General features: G+C 65.8%; 14 protein-coding genes. 13 read left to right on the top strand and 1 reads right to left on the bottom strand.

Annotated elements, in window-relative coordinates; translation table 11 throughout:
• Window positions 1-22 precede the first annotated feature (22 nt).
• The 5 genes from carA to HWX62_RS08595 all read left to right on the top strand — a co-directional run bounded on the left by carA (window position 23) and on the right by HWX62_RS08595 (window position 6,237).
• Window positions 23-1,168 carry a glutamine-hydrolyzing carbamoyl-phosphate synthase small subunit gene (gene carA / locus HWX62_RS08615; protein WP_175929491.1) on the top strand — a complete coding sequence of 382 codons (1,146 nt, stop codon included), beginning with the start codon at window positions 23-25 and terminating at the stop codon, window positions 1,166-1,168.
• 37 nt (window positions 1,169-1,205) lie between these two features.
• Entirely contained in the window at window positions 1,206-1,865 is a 660-nt protein-coding gene (gene leuE / locus HWX62_RS08610; RefSeq protein ID WP_175929490.1) for a leucine efflux protein LeuE, read from the top strand.
• Between the two features lie 49 nt (window positions 1,866-1,914).
• Window positions 1,915-5,169, top strand: coding sequence for a carbamoyl-phosphate synthase large subunit (carB, locus tag HWX62_RS08605; RefSeq protein WP_175929489.1), 3,255 nt, complete (start codon window positions 1,915-1,917; stop codon window positions 5,167-5,169).
• A gap of 118 nt (window positions 5,170-5,287) precedes the next feature.
• On the top strand, window positions 5,288-5,764 hold the full coding sequence (gene greA, locus HWX62_RS08600; protein WP_175929488.1) for a transcription elongation factor GreA: 477 nt from the start codon (window positions 5,288-5,290) through the stop codon (window positions 5,762-5,764).
• A 14-nt stretch (window positions 5,765-5,778) separates the two neighbouring features.
• Window positions 5,779-6,237, top strand: coding sequence for a DUF4149 domain-containing protein (locus tag HWX62_RS08595; RefSeq protein ID WP_175929735.1), 459 nt, complete (start codon window positions 5,779-5,781; stop codon window positions 6,235-6,237).
• Between the two features lie 52 nt (window positions 6,238-6,289).
• Here HWX62_RS08595 and HWX62_RS08590 read toward each other — a convergent pair whose 3' ends face one another.
• Window positions 6,290-6,817: a YhbY family RNA-binding protein gene (locus HWX62_RS08590; RefSeq protein ID WP_175929487.1), complete on the bottom strand. Its 528-nt coding sequence runs from the start codon at window positions 6,815-6,817 to the stop codon at window positions 6,290-6,292.
• Between the two features lie 193 nt (window positions 6,818-7,010).
• Between HWX62_RS08590 and HWX62_RS08585 the strand changes: the two genes are divergently transcribed.
• The 8 genes from HWX62_RS08585 to pstB all read left to right on the top strand — a co-directional run bounded on the left by HWX62_RS08585 (window position 7,011) and on the right by pstB (window position 16,408).
• Entirely contained in the window at window positions 7,011-7,673 is a 663-nt protein-coding gene (locus HWX62_RS08585) for an RlmE family RNA methyltransferase (protein WP_175929486.1), read from the top strand.
• Window positions 7,674-7,839: 166 nt separating this feature from the next.
• The gene (gene ftsH, locus HWX62_RS08580; RefSeq protein WP_175929485.1) at window positions 7,840-9,738 is read left to right on the top strand and encodes an ATP-dependent zinc metalloprotease FtsH; all 1,899 of its coding nucleotides are present in this window, start codon (window positions 7,840-7,842) and stop codon (window positions 9,736-9,738) included.
• Window positions 9,739-9,766: 28 nt separating this feature from the next.
• The gene (folP, locus tag HWX62_RS08575; protein WP_175929484.1) at window positions 9,767-10,708 is read left to right on the top strand and encodes a dihydropteroate synthase; all 942 of its coding nucleotides are present in this window, start codon (window positions 9,767-9,769) and stop codon (window positions 10,706-10,708) included.
• A 33-nt stretch (window positions 10,709-10,741) separates the two neighbouring features.
• Window positions 10,742-12,097 (top strand): phosphoglucosamine mutase, encoded by a 1,356-nt coding sequence (gene glmM, locus HWX62_RS08570; RefSeq protein WP_175929483.1) that lies wholly within the window; start codon window positions 10,742-10,744, stop codon window positions 12,095-12,097.
• A gap of 442 nt (window positions 12,098-12,539) precedes the next feature.
• Window positions 12,540-13,574, top strand: a complete 1,035-nt coding sequence (gene pstS / locus HWX62_RS08565) for a phosphate ABC transporter substrate-binding protein PstS (protein ID WP_175929482.1) — start codon at window positions 12,540-12,542, stop codon at window positions 13,572-13,574.
• Between the two features lie 93 nt (window positions 13,575-13,667).
• A complete protein-coding gene (gene pstC, locus HWX62_RS08560) occupies window positions 13,668-14,654 on the top strand; it encodes a phosphate ABC transporter permease PstC (protein ID WP_175929481.1) in 987 nt (328 codons plus the stop codon).
• On the top strand, window positions 14,651-15,544 hold the full coding sequence (gene pstA, locus HWX62_RS08555) for a phosphate ABC transporter permease PstA (protein ID WP_175929480.1): 894 nt from the start codon (window positions 14,651-14,653) through the stop codon (window positions 15,542-15,544). Before pstC ends, pstA begins: the two co-directional genes overlap by 4 nt.
• Window positions 15,545-15,559: 15 nt before the next feature.
• On the top strand, window positions 15,560-16,408 hold the full coding sequence (pstB, locus tag HWX62_RS08550; protein ID WP_175929479.1) for a phosphate ABC transporter ATP-binding protein PstB: 849 nt from the start codon (window positions 15,560-15,562) through the stop codon (window positions 16,406-16,408).
• The last annotated feature ends 10 nt before the right edge of the window (window positions 16,409-16,418 follow it).

The raw sequence follows: 16,418 nt of genomic DNA, 5'->3' as shown, positions 1-16,418 counted from the left end.
GGTGTTCCCCAAGGAGCCTCCCGTGTTGCCGTCTTTTTCTCCCGCCTTGCTTGCACTCGCCGACGGCACGGTCTTTCGTGGTTATTCGATCGGGGCCGAAGGCCACACGATCGGCGAAGTCGTGTTCAATACCGCGATCACCGGCTATCAGGAAATCCTGACTGACCCGAGCTACTCGCGCCAGATCGTCACGCTCACCTATCCGCATATCGGCAACGTCGGCGTCAACGCCGAAGACGTCGAAGCCACGAAAGTCCATGCCGCCGGCCTGATCATCCGCGATCTGCCGACGCTCGCATCGAACTTCCGCATGGAACGCACGCTCGGCGACTACCTGCGCGACGAAGGCGTCGTCGCGATCGCCGGTATCGACACCCGCAAGCTGACCCGCATCCTGCGCGACAAGGGCGCGCAGAACGGTTGCATCCTGACGGGTTCCGACGACGAAGCGAAGGCGATCGAGCTCGCCCGCTCGTTCCCGGGCCTCGCCGGCATGGATCTCGCGAAGGTCGTGTCGACCACCAAGCCGTTCGAGTGGAAGCAGACGGAATGGCGTCTCGAAAGCGGCTACGGCATGCAGGAAGCGCCGAAGTACCGCGTCGTCGCGTACGACTTCGGCGTCAAGTACAACATCCTGCGCATGCTCGCGGAGCGCGGTTGCCACGTGACGGTGCTGCCGGCCCAGGCCAGCGCGGAAGAGGCGCTCGCGCTGAATCCGGACGGCATCTTCCTGTCGAACGGCCCCGGCGATCCGGAGCCGTGCGATTACGCGATCGCGGCCACCAAGGCATTCATCGAGCGCGGCGTGCCGACCTTCGGCATCTGCCTCGGCCACCAGATCATGGGCCTCGCGGTCGGCGCGAAGACGCTGAAGATGAAGACGGGCCACCACGGCGCGAACCATCCGGTGAAGGATCTCGGCGACGGCCGCGTGGTGATCACGTCGCAGAACCACGGCTTCGCGGTCGACGCCGATTCGCTGCCGGCCAACGCGCGCGTGACGCACGTATCGCTGTTCGACGGCACGCTGCAGGGCTTCGAGCTGACCGACAAGCCGGCGTTCTGCTTCCAGGGCCACCCGGAAGCGTCGCCCGGCCCGCACGACATCGGCTACCTGTTCGACCGTTTCACCGCGTTGATGGACGCGGCGAAGCAGCGCACCGCCTGACGTCACCGACGCAATCGAAGAACGGGAGAGTCGCATCATGTTCGGCCACGCACTCGGCATCACGGATATCTGGACCTACGTGTTCGGCGTGATCTTCATCATCCTGCTGCCGGGGCCGAACTCGATGTACGTGCTGTCGCTCGCCGCGCAGCGCGGCGTGAAGGCCGGCTATCGCGCGGCCTGCGGCGTGTTCGTCGGCGACACGGTGCTGATGGTGCTGTCCGCCGCGGGCGTCGCGTCGCTGCTGAAGGCGAACCCGCTGCTGTTCTCCGTCGTCAAGTACGGCGGCGCAGCGTACCTGCTGTACATCGGCACCGGGATGCTGCGCGGCGCGTGGCGCAAGCTGAGCGCGCGCGGCGACGCGCCGGTCGACGCGCCGCAGGCGGTCGACGGCGAGCGGCCCTTTCGGAAAGCGCTGATCGTGAGCCTCCTGAATCCGAAGGCGATCCTGTTCTTCATCTCGTTCTTCATCCAGTTCGTCGACCCGGCATTCCCGCATCCCGCGCTGTCGTTCGTCGTGCTCGGGGCGATCGCGCAATGCGCGAGCTTCCTGTACCTGAGCACGCTGATCTTCGCGGGCGCGCGGCTCGCCGAGCACTTCCGCCGCCGCCGCAAGCTCGCGGCGGGCGCGGCGAGCAGCGTGGGCGGCCTGTTCATCGGTTTCTCGGTGAAGCTGGCGCTCGCGACCATGAGCTGAGCGCCGCCGGCCGACCCACGACAACGATTACTTATTGAATTCACAAGCCATGCCAAAACGCACAGACATCAAGAGCATCCTCATCATCGGCGCCGGCCCGATCATCATCGGCCAGGCGTGCGAGTTCGACTATTCGGGCGCGCAGGCTTGCAAGGCGTTGCGTGAGGAGGGCTACAAGGTCGTTCTCGTCAACAGCAACCCGGCGACGATCATGACCGACCCGAACACGGCCGACGTGACCTACATCGAGCCGATCACGTGGGAAGTCGTCGCGCGCATCATCGAGAAGGAGCGCCCGGACGCGATCCTGCCGACGATGGGCGGCCAGACCGCGCTGAACTGCGCGCTCGACCTGCATCACCACGGCGTGCTCGAGAAGTTCGGCGTCGAGCTGATCGGCGCGTCGCCGGAAGCGATCGACAAGGCCGAAGACCGCCAGAAGTTCAAGGACGCGATGACCAAGATCGGTCTCGGTTCCGCGAAGTCCGGCATCGCGCACTCGATGGAAGAGGCGACCAAGGTGCACGCCGAGATCATGGCGGCCACCGGCGGCAGCGGCTACCCGGTCGTGATCCGCCCGTCGTTCACGCTCGGCGGCTCGGGCGGCGGCATCGCGTACAACCGCGAAGAGTTCGAGGAGATCTGCAAGCGCGGTCTCGACCTGTCGCCCACGCGCGAGCTGCTGATCGAAGAGTCGCTGCTCGGCTGGAAGGAATACGAGATGGAAGTCGTGCGCGACCGCGCCGACAACTGCATCATCGTCTGCTCGATCGAAAACCTCGACCCGATGGGCGTGCACACCGGCGACTCGATCACGGTCGCACCGGCACAGACGCTGACCGACAAGGAATACCAGATCCTGCGTAACGCATCGCTCGCGGTGCTGCGCGAGATCGGCGTCGACACCGGCGGCTCGAACGTGCAGTTCTCGATCAACCCGAAGGACGGCCGCATGGTCGTCATCGAAATGAACCCGCGCGTGTCGCGTTCGTCGGCGCTCGCGTCGAAGGCCACCGGCTTCCCGATCGCGAAGGTCGCCGCGAAGCTGGCGGTCGGCTACACGCTCGACGAGCTGAAGAACGAAATCACCGGCGGCCAGACGCCGGCGTCGTTCGAGCCGACGATCGACTACGTCGTCACGAAGATCCCGCGCTTCGCGTTCGAGAAGTTCCGCGAAGCCGATTCGCGCCTGACGACGCAGATGAAGTCGGTCGGCGAAGTGATGGCGATCGGCCGCACGTTCCAGGAATCGTTCCAGAAGGCGCTGCGCGGCCTCGAAGTCGGTGTGGACGGCCTCGACGAGAAGTCGACCAACCGCGACGAGATCGCGATCGAGATCCACGAGCCGGGCCCGGACCGCATCTGGTACGTCGGCGATGCGTTCCGCATCGGCATGACGGCCGAGGAAATCTTCGCGGAAACCGCGATCGACCCGTGGTTCCTCGAGCAGATCGAGCAGATCATCCTGAAGGAAAAGGCGCTCGCCGGCCGCACGCTCGCGTCGCTGACGTTCGACGAGCTGCGCTACCTGAAGCAGAGCGGCTTCTCCGACCGCCGCCTCGCGAAGCTGCTCGGCGCGACGCCGGAAGACGTGCGCCGCCGTCGCGTCGAACTGAACGTGCGCCCGGTCTATAAGCGCGTCGACACGTGCGCGGCCGAGTTCGCGACGAAGACGGCCTACATGTACTCGACCTACGAGGAAGAGTGCGAGGCGCAGCCGACCACCAACAAGAAGATCATGGTGCTGGGCGGCGGCCCGAACCGGATCGGCCAGGGTATCGAGTTCGACTACTGCTGCGTGCACGCGGCGCTCGCGATGCGCGAGGACGGCTATGAAACGATCATGGTCAACTGCAACCCGGAAACGGTGTCGACCGACTACGACACGTCCGACCGCCTGTATTTCGAGCCGCTGACGCTCGAGGACGTGCTCGAGATCGTCGACAAGGAAAAGCCGGTCGGCGTGATCGTCCAGTACGGCGGCCAGACGCCGCTGAAACTCGCGCTCGACCTCGAGGCGCACGGCGTGCCGATCGTCGGCACGTCGCCGGACATGATCGACGCGGCCGAAGACCGCGAACGCTTCCAGAAGCTGCTGCAGGACCTCGGCCTGCGCCAGCCGCCGAACCGCACCGCGCGCGCCGAAGACGAAGCGCTCGCGCTGGCCGACGAAATCGGCTATCCGCTGGTCGTGCGTCCGTCGTACGTGCTCGGCGGCCGCGCGATGGAAATCGTCCACGAGCCGCGCGACCTCGAGCGCTACATGCGCGAGGCCGTGAAGGTGTCGAACGATTCGCCGGTGCTGCTCGACCGCTTCCTGAACGATGCGATCGAATGCGACGTCGACTGCATCTGCGACGGCGACGCCGTGTTCATCGGCGGCGTGATGGAGCACATCGAGCAGGCGGGCGTCCACTCGGGCGACTCGGCATGCTCGCTGCCGCCGTACTCGCTGTCGAAGGAAACCGTGGCCGAGCTGAAGCGCCAGACCGGCGCGATGGCGAAGGCGCTGAACGTGGTCGGGCTGATGAACGTGCAGTTCGCGATCCAGCAGGTGCCGCAGGCTGACGGCTCGAAGCAGGACATCATCTACGTGCTCGAAGTGAACCCGCGCGCGTCGCGCACGGTGCCGTACGTGTCGAAGGCGACCAGCCTGCCGCTCGCGAAGATCGCGGCGCGCGCGATGGTCGGCCAGAAGCTCGCGCAGCAAGGCGTGACGAAGGAAGTCGAGCCGCCGTACTTCAGCGTGAAGGAAGCGGTGTTCCCGTTCGTCAAGTTCCCGACCGTCGATCCGGTGCTCGGGCCTGAAATGCGCTCGACCGGCGAAGTGATGGGCGTCGGCCGCACGTTCGGCGAAGCGCTGTTCAAGTCGCAGCTCGCGGCCGGTTCGCGCCTGCCGGAGTCGGGCACGGTGCTGCTGACCGTGATGGACGCGGACAAGCCGAAGGCCGTCGAGGTCGCGCGCATGCTGCACGACCTCGGCTACCCGATCGTCGCGACCAAGGGCACGGCTGCCGCGATCGAAGCGGCCGGCGTGCCGGTGAAGGTCGTGAACAAGGTGAAGGACGGCCGCCCGCACATCGTCGACATGATCAAGAACGGCGAGATCGCCCTCGTGTTCACGACGGTCGACGAGACGCGCCAGGCGATCGCCGACTCGCGTTCGATCCGCATGAGCGCGCAGGCGCACAAGGTCACGTACTACACGACGATGTCGGGCGCGCGCGCGGCCGTCGAAGGCCTGCGCTACCTGAAGGATCTGGAAGTCTATGATTTACAAGGTCTTCACGCTCGCCTAAACTAAGCGGTCAGTTACCTGTCGAAGCAACACGTGCCGCGATTAGGCGGTGTTTCCAGTGCATCGGAAGCGCGCTTAATCGCGGTGATTTTTTTTATAGCCGTTTTTAGCGATTGAGCCGTTTATGAGCACCATTCCGTTGACAAAGCGTGGCGCAGAGCAACTGCGCGATGAATTGCAGCGCCTCAAGTCCGTCGAGCGGCCGGCCGTGATCAACGCGATCGCGGAGGCCCGCGCACAGGGCGACCTGTCCGAAAACGCCGAATACGATGCCGCGAAGGAAAAGCAGGGCTTTATCGAGGGTCGTATCGCAGAAATCGAATCGAAGCTGTCCGCCGCGCAAGTCATCGACCCCACCGTGCTCGATGCCGACGGCCGCGTGGTCTTCGCGTCGACGGTCGAACTCGAGGATCTCGAGTCGGGCGACACCGTCAAGTACCAGATCGTCGGCGACGACGAAGCCGATATCGACCACGGCCTGATCTCGGTCAGCTCGCCGATCGCGCGTGCGCTGATCGGCAAGTCCGAAGGCGACGTCGCGGCCGTGCAGGCGCCGGGCGGCGTGCGCGAGTACGAAATCATCTCGGTCAGCTACATCTGAAGCGGGGCGACGTGATGCCGCATCGCGTGTTCCGTCTGCTGTCGGCCGTATGGGTCGGCAGCCTGCTGACGATCGGGTATGCGGTCGCGCCCGTATTGTTCAAGACGCTGGAGCGGATGATGGCCGGTTCGGTCGCCGCCCAGCTGTTCCGCATCGAGGCGATCCTCGGCGTCGTGTGCGGCGTGCTGCTGCTCGCGCTGTCGAATCAGCAGGTGCGACGCGGCAGCGACGAGTATCGCCGCGTGCGCTGGATCGTCGCCGCGATGGTCGTGTGCGTGCTGGTCGGGTATTTCGCGCTGCAGCCGTTCATGAACGCGCTGCGGGTGGCCGCGATGGATGCGGGCACCGATATCGCGAATTCGCCGTATGCGAGCCGCTTCGGGATGCTGCACGGCGTCTCGAGCGTGTTCTATCTCGTCGAGAGCGTGCTGGGGCTGATGCTGATCTGGCGTCTGCCGGCGCGCGACGCCTGAGCGTCGCGCCAGGGCAGGGCGGCGGCACGGGAGTCCGTGCCGCGCGGGTGTCTTACTTGTCCTGGAACGGTCGCTTGGTGCTGGCCTGGCGCTTTTTCGCGCGCTTCACGGTGCCGCCTGCCGTCACGCGTTCGTTGCCGCGCACGGTGACCTTGACCGGCCGCGGACGGCGCACGGGGCTCGCGTTCGGCGACACCTTGACGACCTTGACGGTGCGCGGCGCACGGCCTTTCTTGTCGTCGGCGGCTTCGGCCGCGCTCGGCAGCGCACCGGCACGACGGCCGCGGGCCGGGGCCGCCGCCGGGGCTTCGGGCCTCCAGATCACCAGCAGCTTGCCGATATGCTGAATCGGGGCCGCGTTCAGACGGTCGCAGATCTCGTCGTAAATCGCGATGCGTTCGTCGCGCTCGTCGCCGAACACGCGAATCTTGATCAGCTGGTGCGCGTCGAGGTGCACCTTGATTTCCTTCAGCACGGCGTCGGTCAGCCCTTCGGCGCCGATCAGCACGACGGGCTTGAGCGCATGGGCCTGGGAGCGCAGCGCGGAGCGCTCGGCGGGAGAAAGCGAAAGGGCGGGCATGGAAATGTCGAAATCTAATTAAGGGCGCGCTGGCTGAAAAGCGATCGCGGGACGTTACCGCGTCAGCCGTGCGCCGAAACCACGTAAAATCGCGGCTTGGGCCCGAAAAGGGGCCGCGGCCGCGCGAAGAAGACGCGTATTATCCGCTAAAAGCGCGGCTTCACGAAGCAATTGGCAGCAATCTCTCTCTCGAATGGCAAAAAACCGCTTCAACCAGCACTGGCTGCACGACCACATCAACGACCCGTACGTCAAAATGGCGCAGCGGGAGGGCTATCGCGCGCGCGCCGCGTACAAGCTGAAGGAAATCGACGAGCAGGACAAGCTGATCCGTCCGGGCCAGGTGATCGTCGATCTCGGCGCCACGCCGGGCAGCTGGAGCCAGTATGCCCGCAACAAGCTCGCGCAGGGCAAGAAGCGCGACGCGGAGCGCGAAGGCGGTATCGACGGCACGATCGTTGCGCTCGACATCCTGCCGATGGAGCCGATCGCCGACGTGCACTTCCTGCAGGGCGACTTCCGCGAGGACGACGTTCTCCACCAGCTCGAAGAAGTGCTCGAAGGCCGTGCGGTGGACCTTGTTATTTCGGACATGGCCCCCAACCTCTCCGGCGTGGCCTCGGCGGACGCCGCGCGCATCGAGCATCTCTGCGATCTGGCGCTCGAATTCGCGCAGAACCATTTGAAGCCGGAAGGTGCGCTGCTCGTGAAGTGTTTTCACGGCAGCGGCTACAGCCAGATCGTCGAGAAGTTCAAACAGCAGTTTAAGGTTGTCGCGCCACGCAAGCCCAAGGCATCCCGCGACAAATCGTCCGAAACGTTCATTTTGGGTCGGCAGCTGAAGCATCCGCGCTGATGCGGAGTGCGGTGCCGCAAACGGGCTCCGGCCCTTGCCGGACAAGCGCAGCGCTATCGCGGCGGTTGTCAATGCTTATGGCGGGGGTGGTCGGACTGGATTAGAATGACCGAGGGGCGCCGCAAGGAAAATGTAGGCGCTCGTCTACGAGTGAAGGAGTGGTGCTTTGAACAACAATATGTTTTCGAAGGCAGCAGTGTGGCTGGTGATCGCACTGGTGCTGTTTACGGTGTTCAAGCAGTTCGACAAGCCCCGCGTCCAGGAAGGCGTGTCCTATTCGCAGTTCATGGACGATGCCAAGAACGGCAAGGTCAAGAACGTCATCGTTCAGGGGCGCAACCTCACCGTCACTCCGGCTGATGGCCAGAAATACCAGATCGTGTCGCCCGGCGACATCTGGATGGTCGGCGATCTGATGAAGTACGGCGTGCAGGTCAGCGGCAAGGCCGACGACGAGCCGAACGCGCTGATGTCCGCGCTGTACTATCTCGGGCCGACGATCCTGATCATCGTGTTCTGGTTCTACATGATGAGGCAGATGCAGGGGGGCGGCAAAGGCGGCGCGTTCTCGTTCGGGAAATCGCGTGCGCGGCTGATCGACGAGAACAACAACGCGGTGAACTTCTCCGACGTCGCGGGCTGCGACGAAGCGAAGGAAGAAGTGTCCGAGCTCGTCGACTTCCTGCGCGATCCGCAGAAATTCCAGAAGCTGGGCGGTCGCATTCCGCGCGGCGTGCTGCTGGTCGGCCCGCCGGGTACCGGCAAGACGCTGCTCGCCCGCGCGATCGCCGGTGAAGCGAAGGTGCCGTTCTTCAGCATCTCGGGTTCGGACTTCGTCGAAATGTTCGTCGGCGTCGGCGCGGCCCGTGTGCGCGACATGTTCGAGCAGGCGAAGAAGCATGCACCGTGCATCGTGTTCATCGACGAAATCGACGCGGTCGGCCGTCATCGCGGCGCCGGCATGGGCGGCGGCAACGACGAGCGCGAGCAGACGCTGAACCAGATGCTCGTCGAGATGGACGGCTTCGAGGCGAATTCGGGCGTGATCGTGATCGCCGCCACCAACCGTTCCGACGTGCTCGACAAGGCGCTGCTGCGTCCGGGCCGTTTCGACCGCCAGGTCTACGTCGGCCTGCCGGATATCCGCGGTCGCGAGCAGATCATGCGCGTGCACCTGCGCAAGGTGCCGATCGCGAACGACGTCGATGCGGCAGTCATTGCGCGCGGCACGCCGGGTTTCTCGGGCGCCGATCTCGCGAACCTCGTGAACGAGGCTGCGCTGTTCGCCGCACGTCGCGGCAAGCGCATCGTCGAGATGCAGGATTTCGAGGACGCGAAGGACAAGATCTTCATGGGCCCGGAGCGCAAGTCGGCCGTGATCCGCGAGGAAGCGAAGCGCGCCACCGCTTACCACGAGTCGGGTCACGCGGTGATTGCGAAGCTGCTGCCGAAGGCCGACCCGGTACACAAGGTCACGATCATCCCGCGCGGCCGCGCGCTGGGCGTCACGTGGCAGTTGCCGGAGCATGACAACGAGACGTATTCGAAGGATTACCTGCTGGACCGTCTCGCGATCCTGTTCGGTGGCCGCGTGGCCGAAGAGCTGTTCATGAACCTGGTCAGCACCGGCGCATCGGACGACTTCAACAAGGCCACGCAGACGGCGCGCGCGATGGTCGCCCGGTTCGGGATGACCGACGCACTCGGGCCGATGGTCTACGTCGACGACGAGAACGATGCGTCGCCGTTCGGCCGCGGCTTCACGCGCACGATCTCCGAAGCGACGCAGCAGAAGGTCGACTCGGAAATCCGTCGTGTGCTCGACGAACAGTACAGCCTGGCGCGCCGCCTGCTCGAAGAGAACCGCGACAAGGTCGAAGCGATGACGGCCGCCCTGATGGAGTGGGAGACGATCGACGCCGATCAGATCAACGACATCATGGAAGGCCGTCCGCCGCGCTCGCCGAAGAGCGCGCCGGCTGTCGGCGGCGATTCGTCGGGCGGCGGCAGCAGCGCCGAGGTCAAGCCCGGCACCGCGCCGGCGCCGGCGTCGCCGGCGGCATAATCTCCGCTTTAGCACCGTTCACGGGCTGGTGTGGCTTCACACCGGCCCGTTTTGCATTCATCCACGCCCGTTGCTCGTGTCCGATTCCGCAGTGTCCCCCCTGATTCCCGCGCCGCTCCGGTGCGGCCGCTTCGAACTGACGTTCGAGCGCCCGCTCGTGATGGGCATCCTCAATGCCACGCCCGATTCGTTCTCCGACGGCGGCCGCTTCCTCGCGCGCGACGATGCGCTGCGCCAGGCCGAGCGGATGATTGCCGAAGGCGCGGACCTGCTCGACATCGGCGGCGAATCGACGCGCCCCGGCGCGCCGCCCGTGCCGCTCGCCGAGGAGCTCGCGCGGGTGATTCCGCTCGTCGAGGCGCTGCGGCCGCTGAACGTGCCGCTGTCGGTCGATACCTACAAGCCGGACGTGATGCGCGCGGCGCTGGCCGCCGGCGCGGACCTGATCAACGACATTTGGGGGTTCCGCCAGCCGGGCGCGATCGACGCGGTGCGCGACGGCGAGAGCGGCCTGTGCGCGATGCACATGCTCGGCGAGCCGCAGACGATGCAGGTCGGCGAGCCCGACTACGGCGACGTCGTGACCGACGTGCGCGATTTTCTCGCCGCACGTGCGCAGGCGCTGCGCGATGCCGGAGTGGCGGCGGAGCGCATTTGCGTCGATCCCGGCTTCGGTTTCGGCAAGGCGGTCGTCGACGACAACTATGCGCTGCTGGCCGCACTGCCGGACACGGCGCCCGCGCGCCCGGACGGGCGCGCCTATCCGATTCTCGCCGGCATGTCGCGCAAGTCGATGCTCGGCGCGGTGATCGGCGGCAAGCCGCCGATGGAACGCGTCGCGGCGAGCGTGGCGGCCGCGTTGTGCGCGGTCGAGCGAGGTGCGGCGATCGTGCGCGTGCACGATGTCGCGGCGACGGTCGATGCGCTCAAAGTATGGAATGCCGTGCGCGAAGCCGCGCGGCAACGATAAGCAAGTCAGAAAGACGAAGGAGGAAGGTTCGCCATGGGACGTCGATATTTCGGCACGGACGGCATTCGCGGCACGGTGGGCGACGCGCCCATCACGCCGGATTTCGTATTGCGTCTCGGCTATGCGGCCGGCAAGGTATTGGCCGGCTCGGCCGACGTCGCGGCCGGCTCGCGCCCGACGGTGCTGATCGGCAAGGACACGCGCGTGTCGGGCTACATGCTCGAAGCCGCGCTCGAGGCCGGATTCTCGGCGGCCGGCGTCGACGTGATGCTGGCCGGCCCGATGCCGACGCCCGGCGTCGCGTACCTGACGCGTGCGCTGCGCCTGTCGGCCGGCGTCGTGATCAGCGCGTCGCACAACCCGTATCACGACAACGGGATCAAATTCTTCTCGGCCGACGGCAACAAGCTGCCCGACGACACCGAAGCCGCGATCGAGGCGTGGCTCGACAAGCCGCTCGAATGCGCGCCGTCCGACGGGCTCGGCAAGGCGCGCCGCCTCGACGACGCAGCCGGCCGCTACATCGAGTTCTGCAAGAGCACGTTCCCGGCCGCGTTCGACCTGCGCGGGCTGAAGCTCGTGATCGATTGCGCGCACGGCGCCGCGTACCAGATTGCGCCGCACGTGTTCCATGAACTCGGCGCGGACGTGATCCCGATCGGCGTCGCGCCGAACGGCTTCAACATCAACGACGGCGTCGGCGCGACCGCGCCGGACGCGCTGGTGCGCGCGGTGCGCGCGAATCACGCCGATCTCGGCATCGCGCTCGACGGCGACGCCGATCGCCTGCAGGTCGTCGACGCGACCGGCCGGCTGTACAACGGCGACGAGCTGCTCTACGTGCTCGTGAAGGACCGCATCGCGACCGACGGCAAGGTCGACGGCGCGGTCGGCACGCTGATGACCAACCTCGCCGTCGAAGTCGCGCTGCAGCGCGAGGGCGTGAAGTTCGTCCGTGCGGCGGTCGGCGACCGCTACGTGCTCGAGCAGTTGCGCGAGCACGGCTGGCAACTCGGCGCGGAAGGCTCGGGCCACATCCTGTCGCTGGACCGGCATTCGACCGGCGACGGCATCGTGTCGGCGCTGCTCGTGCTGGCCGCGCTGAAGCGCAGCGGCCGCACCCTCGCGCAGATGCTCGACGGCGTCGCGCTGTTCCCGCAGAAGCTGATCAACGTGCGGATGAGGCCGGGCGCCGACTGGAAGGGCAGTGCGTCGATTCGCGCCGCGATCGATGCAGCCGAAGCCGCGCTCGCCGGCAGCGGCCGCGTGCTGATCCGCGCATCGGGCACGGAGCCCGTGCTGCGCGTGATGGTCGAAGCGCGGCAGGCGGCCGACGCGGTTCGCCATGCGGAGACGATCGCCGACGCGGTGCGCGCGGCGACGAGCTGACCCGACGGCGGGCGCGCGGCGGTCCGGCCGCCCGCGCGCCCGTTGCCGATGGATGTGCGTGCGGCGCCTTCGGGCGCCGCGATTTTGTCAGACGCAAAGGTTTGCCATACTGAATAGAAGCGATCTTCGGCAAACACGTTCTCCCGACCAAGCCGGGTATCCGACCCCGAAATCACGCCCCGCGGCGAGACCCAGCTTCCCGCCGGCCTGACGCTACGCCACGATGCGCCGCACGCCGGTGAAAACGGGCGTTCATCCCGCCCCGCCGAGCCAGGCAATTCTTGCCGCCAGCGCCGCTCGCGCGTCCCGACGCACCGCCCGATACTCCCTTTCAACCAGTCATGTTACTGTCACGCCAGTTTCATCGATTGTCACATTACCGTCATGAGCAGCCCCTAACCTTCGCGGTGCCGTAGTCATCCGCTCACACACTGGAGGTCTCATGAAATTGATGCAAACCGCGATTGCCGGCCTGGCTGGCGCGCTTTTCGCCGTCGCCGCGCACGCTGCCGACATCACGGGCGCAGGTAGCACGTTCGCGATGCCGATCTATACGAAATGGGCCGCGGACTACCAGCAGTCCGGCGGTTCGAAGGTCAACTACCAGGGCATCGGCTCGTCGGGCGGCCTGAAGCAGATCGTCGCGAAGACGGTCGATTTTGCCGGTTCGGACGCTCCGCTGAAGGATGAAGAGCTCGCGAAGGAAGGCCTGTTCCAGTTCCCGACGGTGGTCGGCGGCGTGGTGCCGGTCGTCAACGTGCCGGGCGTGAAGGCCGGCGAACTGACGCTGTCGGGCCCGGTGCTCGGCGACATCTACCTCGGCAAGATCAAGAAGTGGAACGACCCGGCGATCGCCGCGCTGAACCCGAAGGTCAAGCTGCCGGATACGGACATCGCCGTGGTCCGCCGCGCCGACGGCTCGGGCACGAGCTTCATCTGGACGAACTACCTGTCGAAGGTCAACGACGAGTGGAAGTCGAAGATCGGCGAAGGCACGACGGTCAACTGGCCGACGGGCACGGGCGGCAAGGGCAACGACGGCGTCGCGGCCTTCGTGCAGCGCCTGCCGGGCGCGATCGGCTACGTCGAGTGGGCGTACGCGAAGAAGAACAATATGACCTACACTGCGCTGAAGAACTCGACGGGCACGGTGGTCGAGCCGAAGACGGAAACGTTCAAGGCCGCGGCAGCCGGCGCGAACTGGTCGAAGTCGTTCTACCAGATCCTGACGAACCAGCCGGGCAAGGACGCATGGCCGGTCGTCGGCGCGACGTTCGTGCTGCTGCACGCGAAGCAGGACAAGCCGGAGCAGGGCGCGGAAACGCTGAAGTTCTTCAGCTGGGCGTTCAAGAACGGCGAGAAGGCTGCCGACAGCCTCGACTACATCTCGCTGCCGGCGACGGTCGAGACGGAAATCCGCAAGCAGTGGAAGACGAAGGTGACGGACGCTTCGGGCAAGCCGGTCGCCACCGAGTAAGCCATCAGCGGTTCGCTGCCCGGCCGTGCCGGTCGGGCAGTGTGTGCGGTAAAGCCGGGCGTTACGGCGCCCGGCGATCAAAAGCAGGCACCCATGTCTGATATTTCATACACGTCCTCCCGATCGCCCGACAGCGTGCAGCAGCGTGCGCCGAGCCGTCTCGGGGATGTCCTGTTCGGCGGCCTTGCACGGCTCGCCGCGATCGTGACCCTGCTGTTGCTGGGCGGGATCATCGTTTCCCTGATCGTCGCGTCGATGCCGACCATCCAGAAGTTCGGCATCGCGTTCCTGTGGCAATCCGAGTGGGATCCCAACTCGGACATCTATGGCGCACTCGTGCCGATCTACGGCACGCTCGTGACGTCGCTGATCGCACTCGTCATCGCGGTACCGGTCAGTTTCGGCATCGCACTGTTCCTCACCGAGCTGGCGCCCGTGTGGCTGCGCCGTCCGCTCGGCATCGCGATCGAACTGCTCGCCGCGATTCCGTCGATCGTGTACGGCATGTGGGGCCTGCTCGTGTTCGCGCCGATCTTCGCCGAATACTTCCAGAAGCCGATCGGCCGCCTGTTCAAGGACGTGTGGGTGATCGGTCCGCTGACGTCCGGCGCGCCGATCGGCATCGGCATCCTCGCGGCCGGCGTGATCCTCGCGATCATGATCATTCCGTACATCGCATCGGTGATGCGCGACGTGTTCGAGGTCACGCCGGTGCTGCTGAAGGAGTCGGCGTACGGGATCGGCTGCACGACGTGGGAAGTGATGTGGAAGGTCGTGCTGCCCTACACGAAAACCGGCGTGATCGGCGGCGTGATGCTCGGCCTCGGCCGCGCGCTCGGCGAAACGATGGCCGTGACCTTCGTGATCGGCAACACGAACCTGCTCGACAGCGTGTCGCTGTTCGCGCCGGGCAACAGCATCACGTCGGCGCTCGCGAACGAATTCGCGGAAGCGCAGCCGGGCCTGCATACGTCCGCGCTGATGGAACTCGGCCTGATCCTGTTCGTGATCACGTTCATCGTGCTGTCCATCTCCAAACTGCTGCTGCTTCGTCTCGAGAAGGGAGAGGGCAAGAAATGAGCGAGCCCATCATGCATTTCCCGGGGCCGGACGGCGCCGCGCTCGACGCGATGCGCAACCGCTTGCAGCGCAAGCGCAAGGCCGTCAACGCGATCGCGCTCACCGCATCGCTCGCCGCGATGGCGTTCGGCCTGCTGTGGCTCGTGTGGATTCTCTACACGACGGTGCACCTCGGCGTCGGCGGCCTGTCGCTGCAACTGTTCACCGAATCGACGCCGGCCCCGAACACGGAAGGCGGCGGTCTCGCGAACGCGATCGTCGGCAGCCTGTTGCTGTGCGGCTTCGGCACGCTGGTCGGCACGCCGATCGGCATCCTCGCGGGCGTCTATCTCGCCGAATACGGGCAGAAGAACCTGCTGGCCAGCACGATCCGCTTCATCAACGACATCCTGCTGTCGGCGCCGTCGATCGTCATCGGCCTGTTCGTGTACGCGATCGTCGTCGCGAAGTCGGGGCGCTTCTCGGGCTGGGCCGGCGTGATCGCACTCGCGCTGCTGCAGATCCCGATCGTGATCCGCACGACCGAGAACATGCTGAAGCTCGTGCCGAACGCGCTGCGCGAAGCGGCCGTCGCGCTCGGCACGCCGAAGTGGCGCATGGTGCTGAAGATCACGCTGCGCGCGTCGGTCGGCGGGATCGTGACGGGCGTGCTGCTCGCGGTCGCGCGGATCGCCGGCGAAACGGCGCCGCTGCTGTTTACCGCGCTGTCGAACCAGTTCTTCTCGGTCGACATGAGCCAGCCGATGGCGAACCTGCCGGTCACGATCTACAAGTTCGCGATGAGCCCGTTCGCGGAATGGCAGTCGCTCGCGTGGGCGGGCGTGTTCCTGATTACGCTCGGGGTGCTCGGACTCAACGTCCTGGCGCGCTCGATCTTCTCGAAAAAGTAACGGCGGAGCAATCCGATGAATATGGCAGAAAGCCACCTGAATCCCGTCGAGCGCACCGCTGCGCCCGCCGGCACGCACGACGCGGCGAACGGCCGTCCGCTCGCGCCGCTGAACGCGAAGATCGAGGTCAACAACCTCAACTTCTTCTACAACAAGTTCCACGCGCTGAAGAACATCAACCTGCGCATCCCCGAAGGGAAGGTGACGGCGTTCATCGGCCCGTCGGGCTGCGGCAAGTCAACGCTCTTGCGCACGTTCAACAAGATGTTCGCGCTCTATCCGGAGCAGCGCGCGGAAGGCGAAATCCTGATGGACGGCGAGAACCTGCTGACGACGAAGCGCGACATCTCGCTGCTGCGCGCGCGCATCGGCATGGTGTTCCAGAAGCCGACCCCGTTCCCGATGTCGATCTACGACAACATCGCGTTCGGCGTGAAGATGTTCGAAAAGCTCACGCGTTCGGAAATGGACGACCGCGTCGAGTGGGCGCTCACGAAGGCCGCGCTGTGGAACGAAGTGAAGGACAAGCTGGGCCAGAGCGGCTACGGGCTGTCGGGTGGCCAGCAGCAGCGTCTGTGCATCGCGCGCGGCATCGCGATCCGTCCGGAAGTGCTGCTGCTCGACGAGCCGTGCTCGGCGCTCGACCCGATCTCGACGGGCCGCATCGAGGAGCTGATCGCGGAGCTGAAGAGCGACTACACGGTCGTGATCGTCACGCACAACATGCAGCAGGCCGCACGCTGCTCGGACTACACGGCGTACATGTACCTGGGCGAGCTGATCGAGTTCGGCGAAACCGAAAAGATCTTCATCAAGCCGGTGCGCAAGGAAACGGAAGACTACATCACCGGCCGCTTCGGCTGATGACGGAGAA

The sequence above is a fragment of the Burkholderia sp. BCC0506 genome (assembly GCF_902833145.1).
Taxonomy (GTDB): Bacteria; Pseudomonadota; Gammaproteobacteria; order Burkholderiales; family Burkholderiaceae; genus Burkholderia.
The sequence above is the reverse complement of the archived record's forward strand: the minus strand, read 5'-3'. Positions and strand labels throughout refer to the sequence as shown.

Bases quoted from the DNA above. Each gene is read 5' to 3' on its own strand.
- HWX62_RS08590 (WP_175929487.1), bottom strand. From the start codon at position 6,817: ATGCCCGCCCTTTCGCTTTCTCCCGCCGAGCGCTCCGCGCTGCGCTCC.
- carB (WP_175929489.1), top strand. From the start codon at position 1,915: ATGCCAAAACGCACAGACATCAAGAGCATCCTCATCATCGGCGCCGGC.
- pstC (WP_175929481.1), top strand. From the start codon at position 13,668: ATGTCTGATATTTCATACACGTCCTCCCGATCGCCCGACAGCGTGCAG.
- greA (WP_175929488.1), top strand. From the start codon at position 5,288: ATGAGCACCATTCCGTTGACAAAGCGTGGCGCAGAGCAACTGCGCGAT.
- pstA (WP_175929480.1), top strand. From the start codon at position 14,651: ATGAGCGAGCCCATCATGCATTTCCCGGGGCCGGACGGCGCCGCGCTC.
- HWX62_RS08585 (WP_175929486.1), top strand. From the start codon at position 7,011: ATGGCAAAAAACCGCTTCAACCAGCACTGGCTGCACGACCACATCAAC.
- leuE (WP_175929490.1), top strand. From the start codon at position 1,206: ATGTTCGGCCACGCACTCGGCATCACGGATATCTGGACCTACGTGTTC.
- HWX62_RS08595 (WP_175929735.1), top strand. From the start codon at position 5,779: ATGCCGCATCGCGTGTTCCGTCTGCTGTCGGCCGTATGGGTCGGCAGC.
- pstB (WP_175929479.1), top strand. From the start codon at position 15,560: ATGAATATGGCAGAAAGCCACCTGAATCCCGTCGAGCGCACCGCTGCG.
- pstS (WP_175929482.1), top strand. From the start codon at position 12,540: ATGAAATTGATGCAAACCGCGATTGCCGGCCTGGCTGGCGCGCTTTTC.
- glmM (WP_175929483.1), top strand. From the start codon at position 10,742: ATGGGACGTCGATATTTCGGCACGGACGGCATTCGCGGCACGGTGGGC.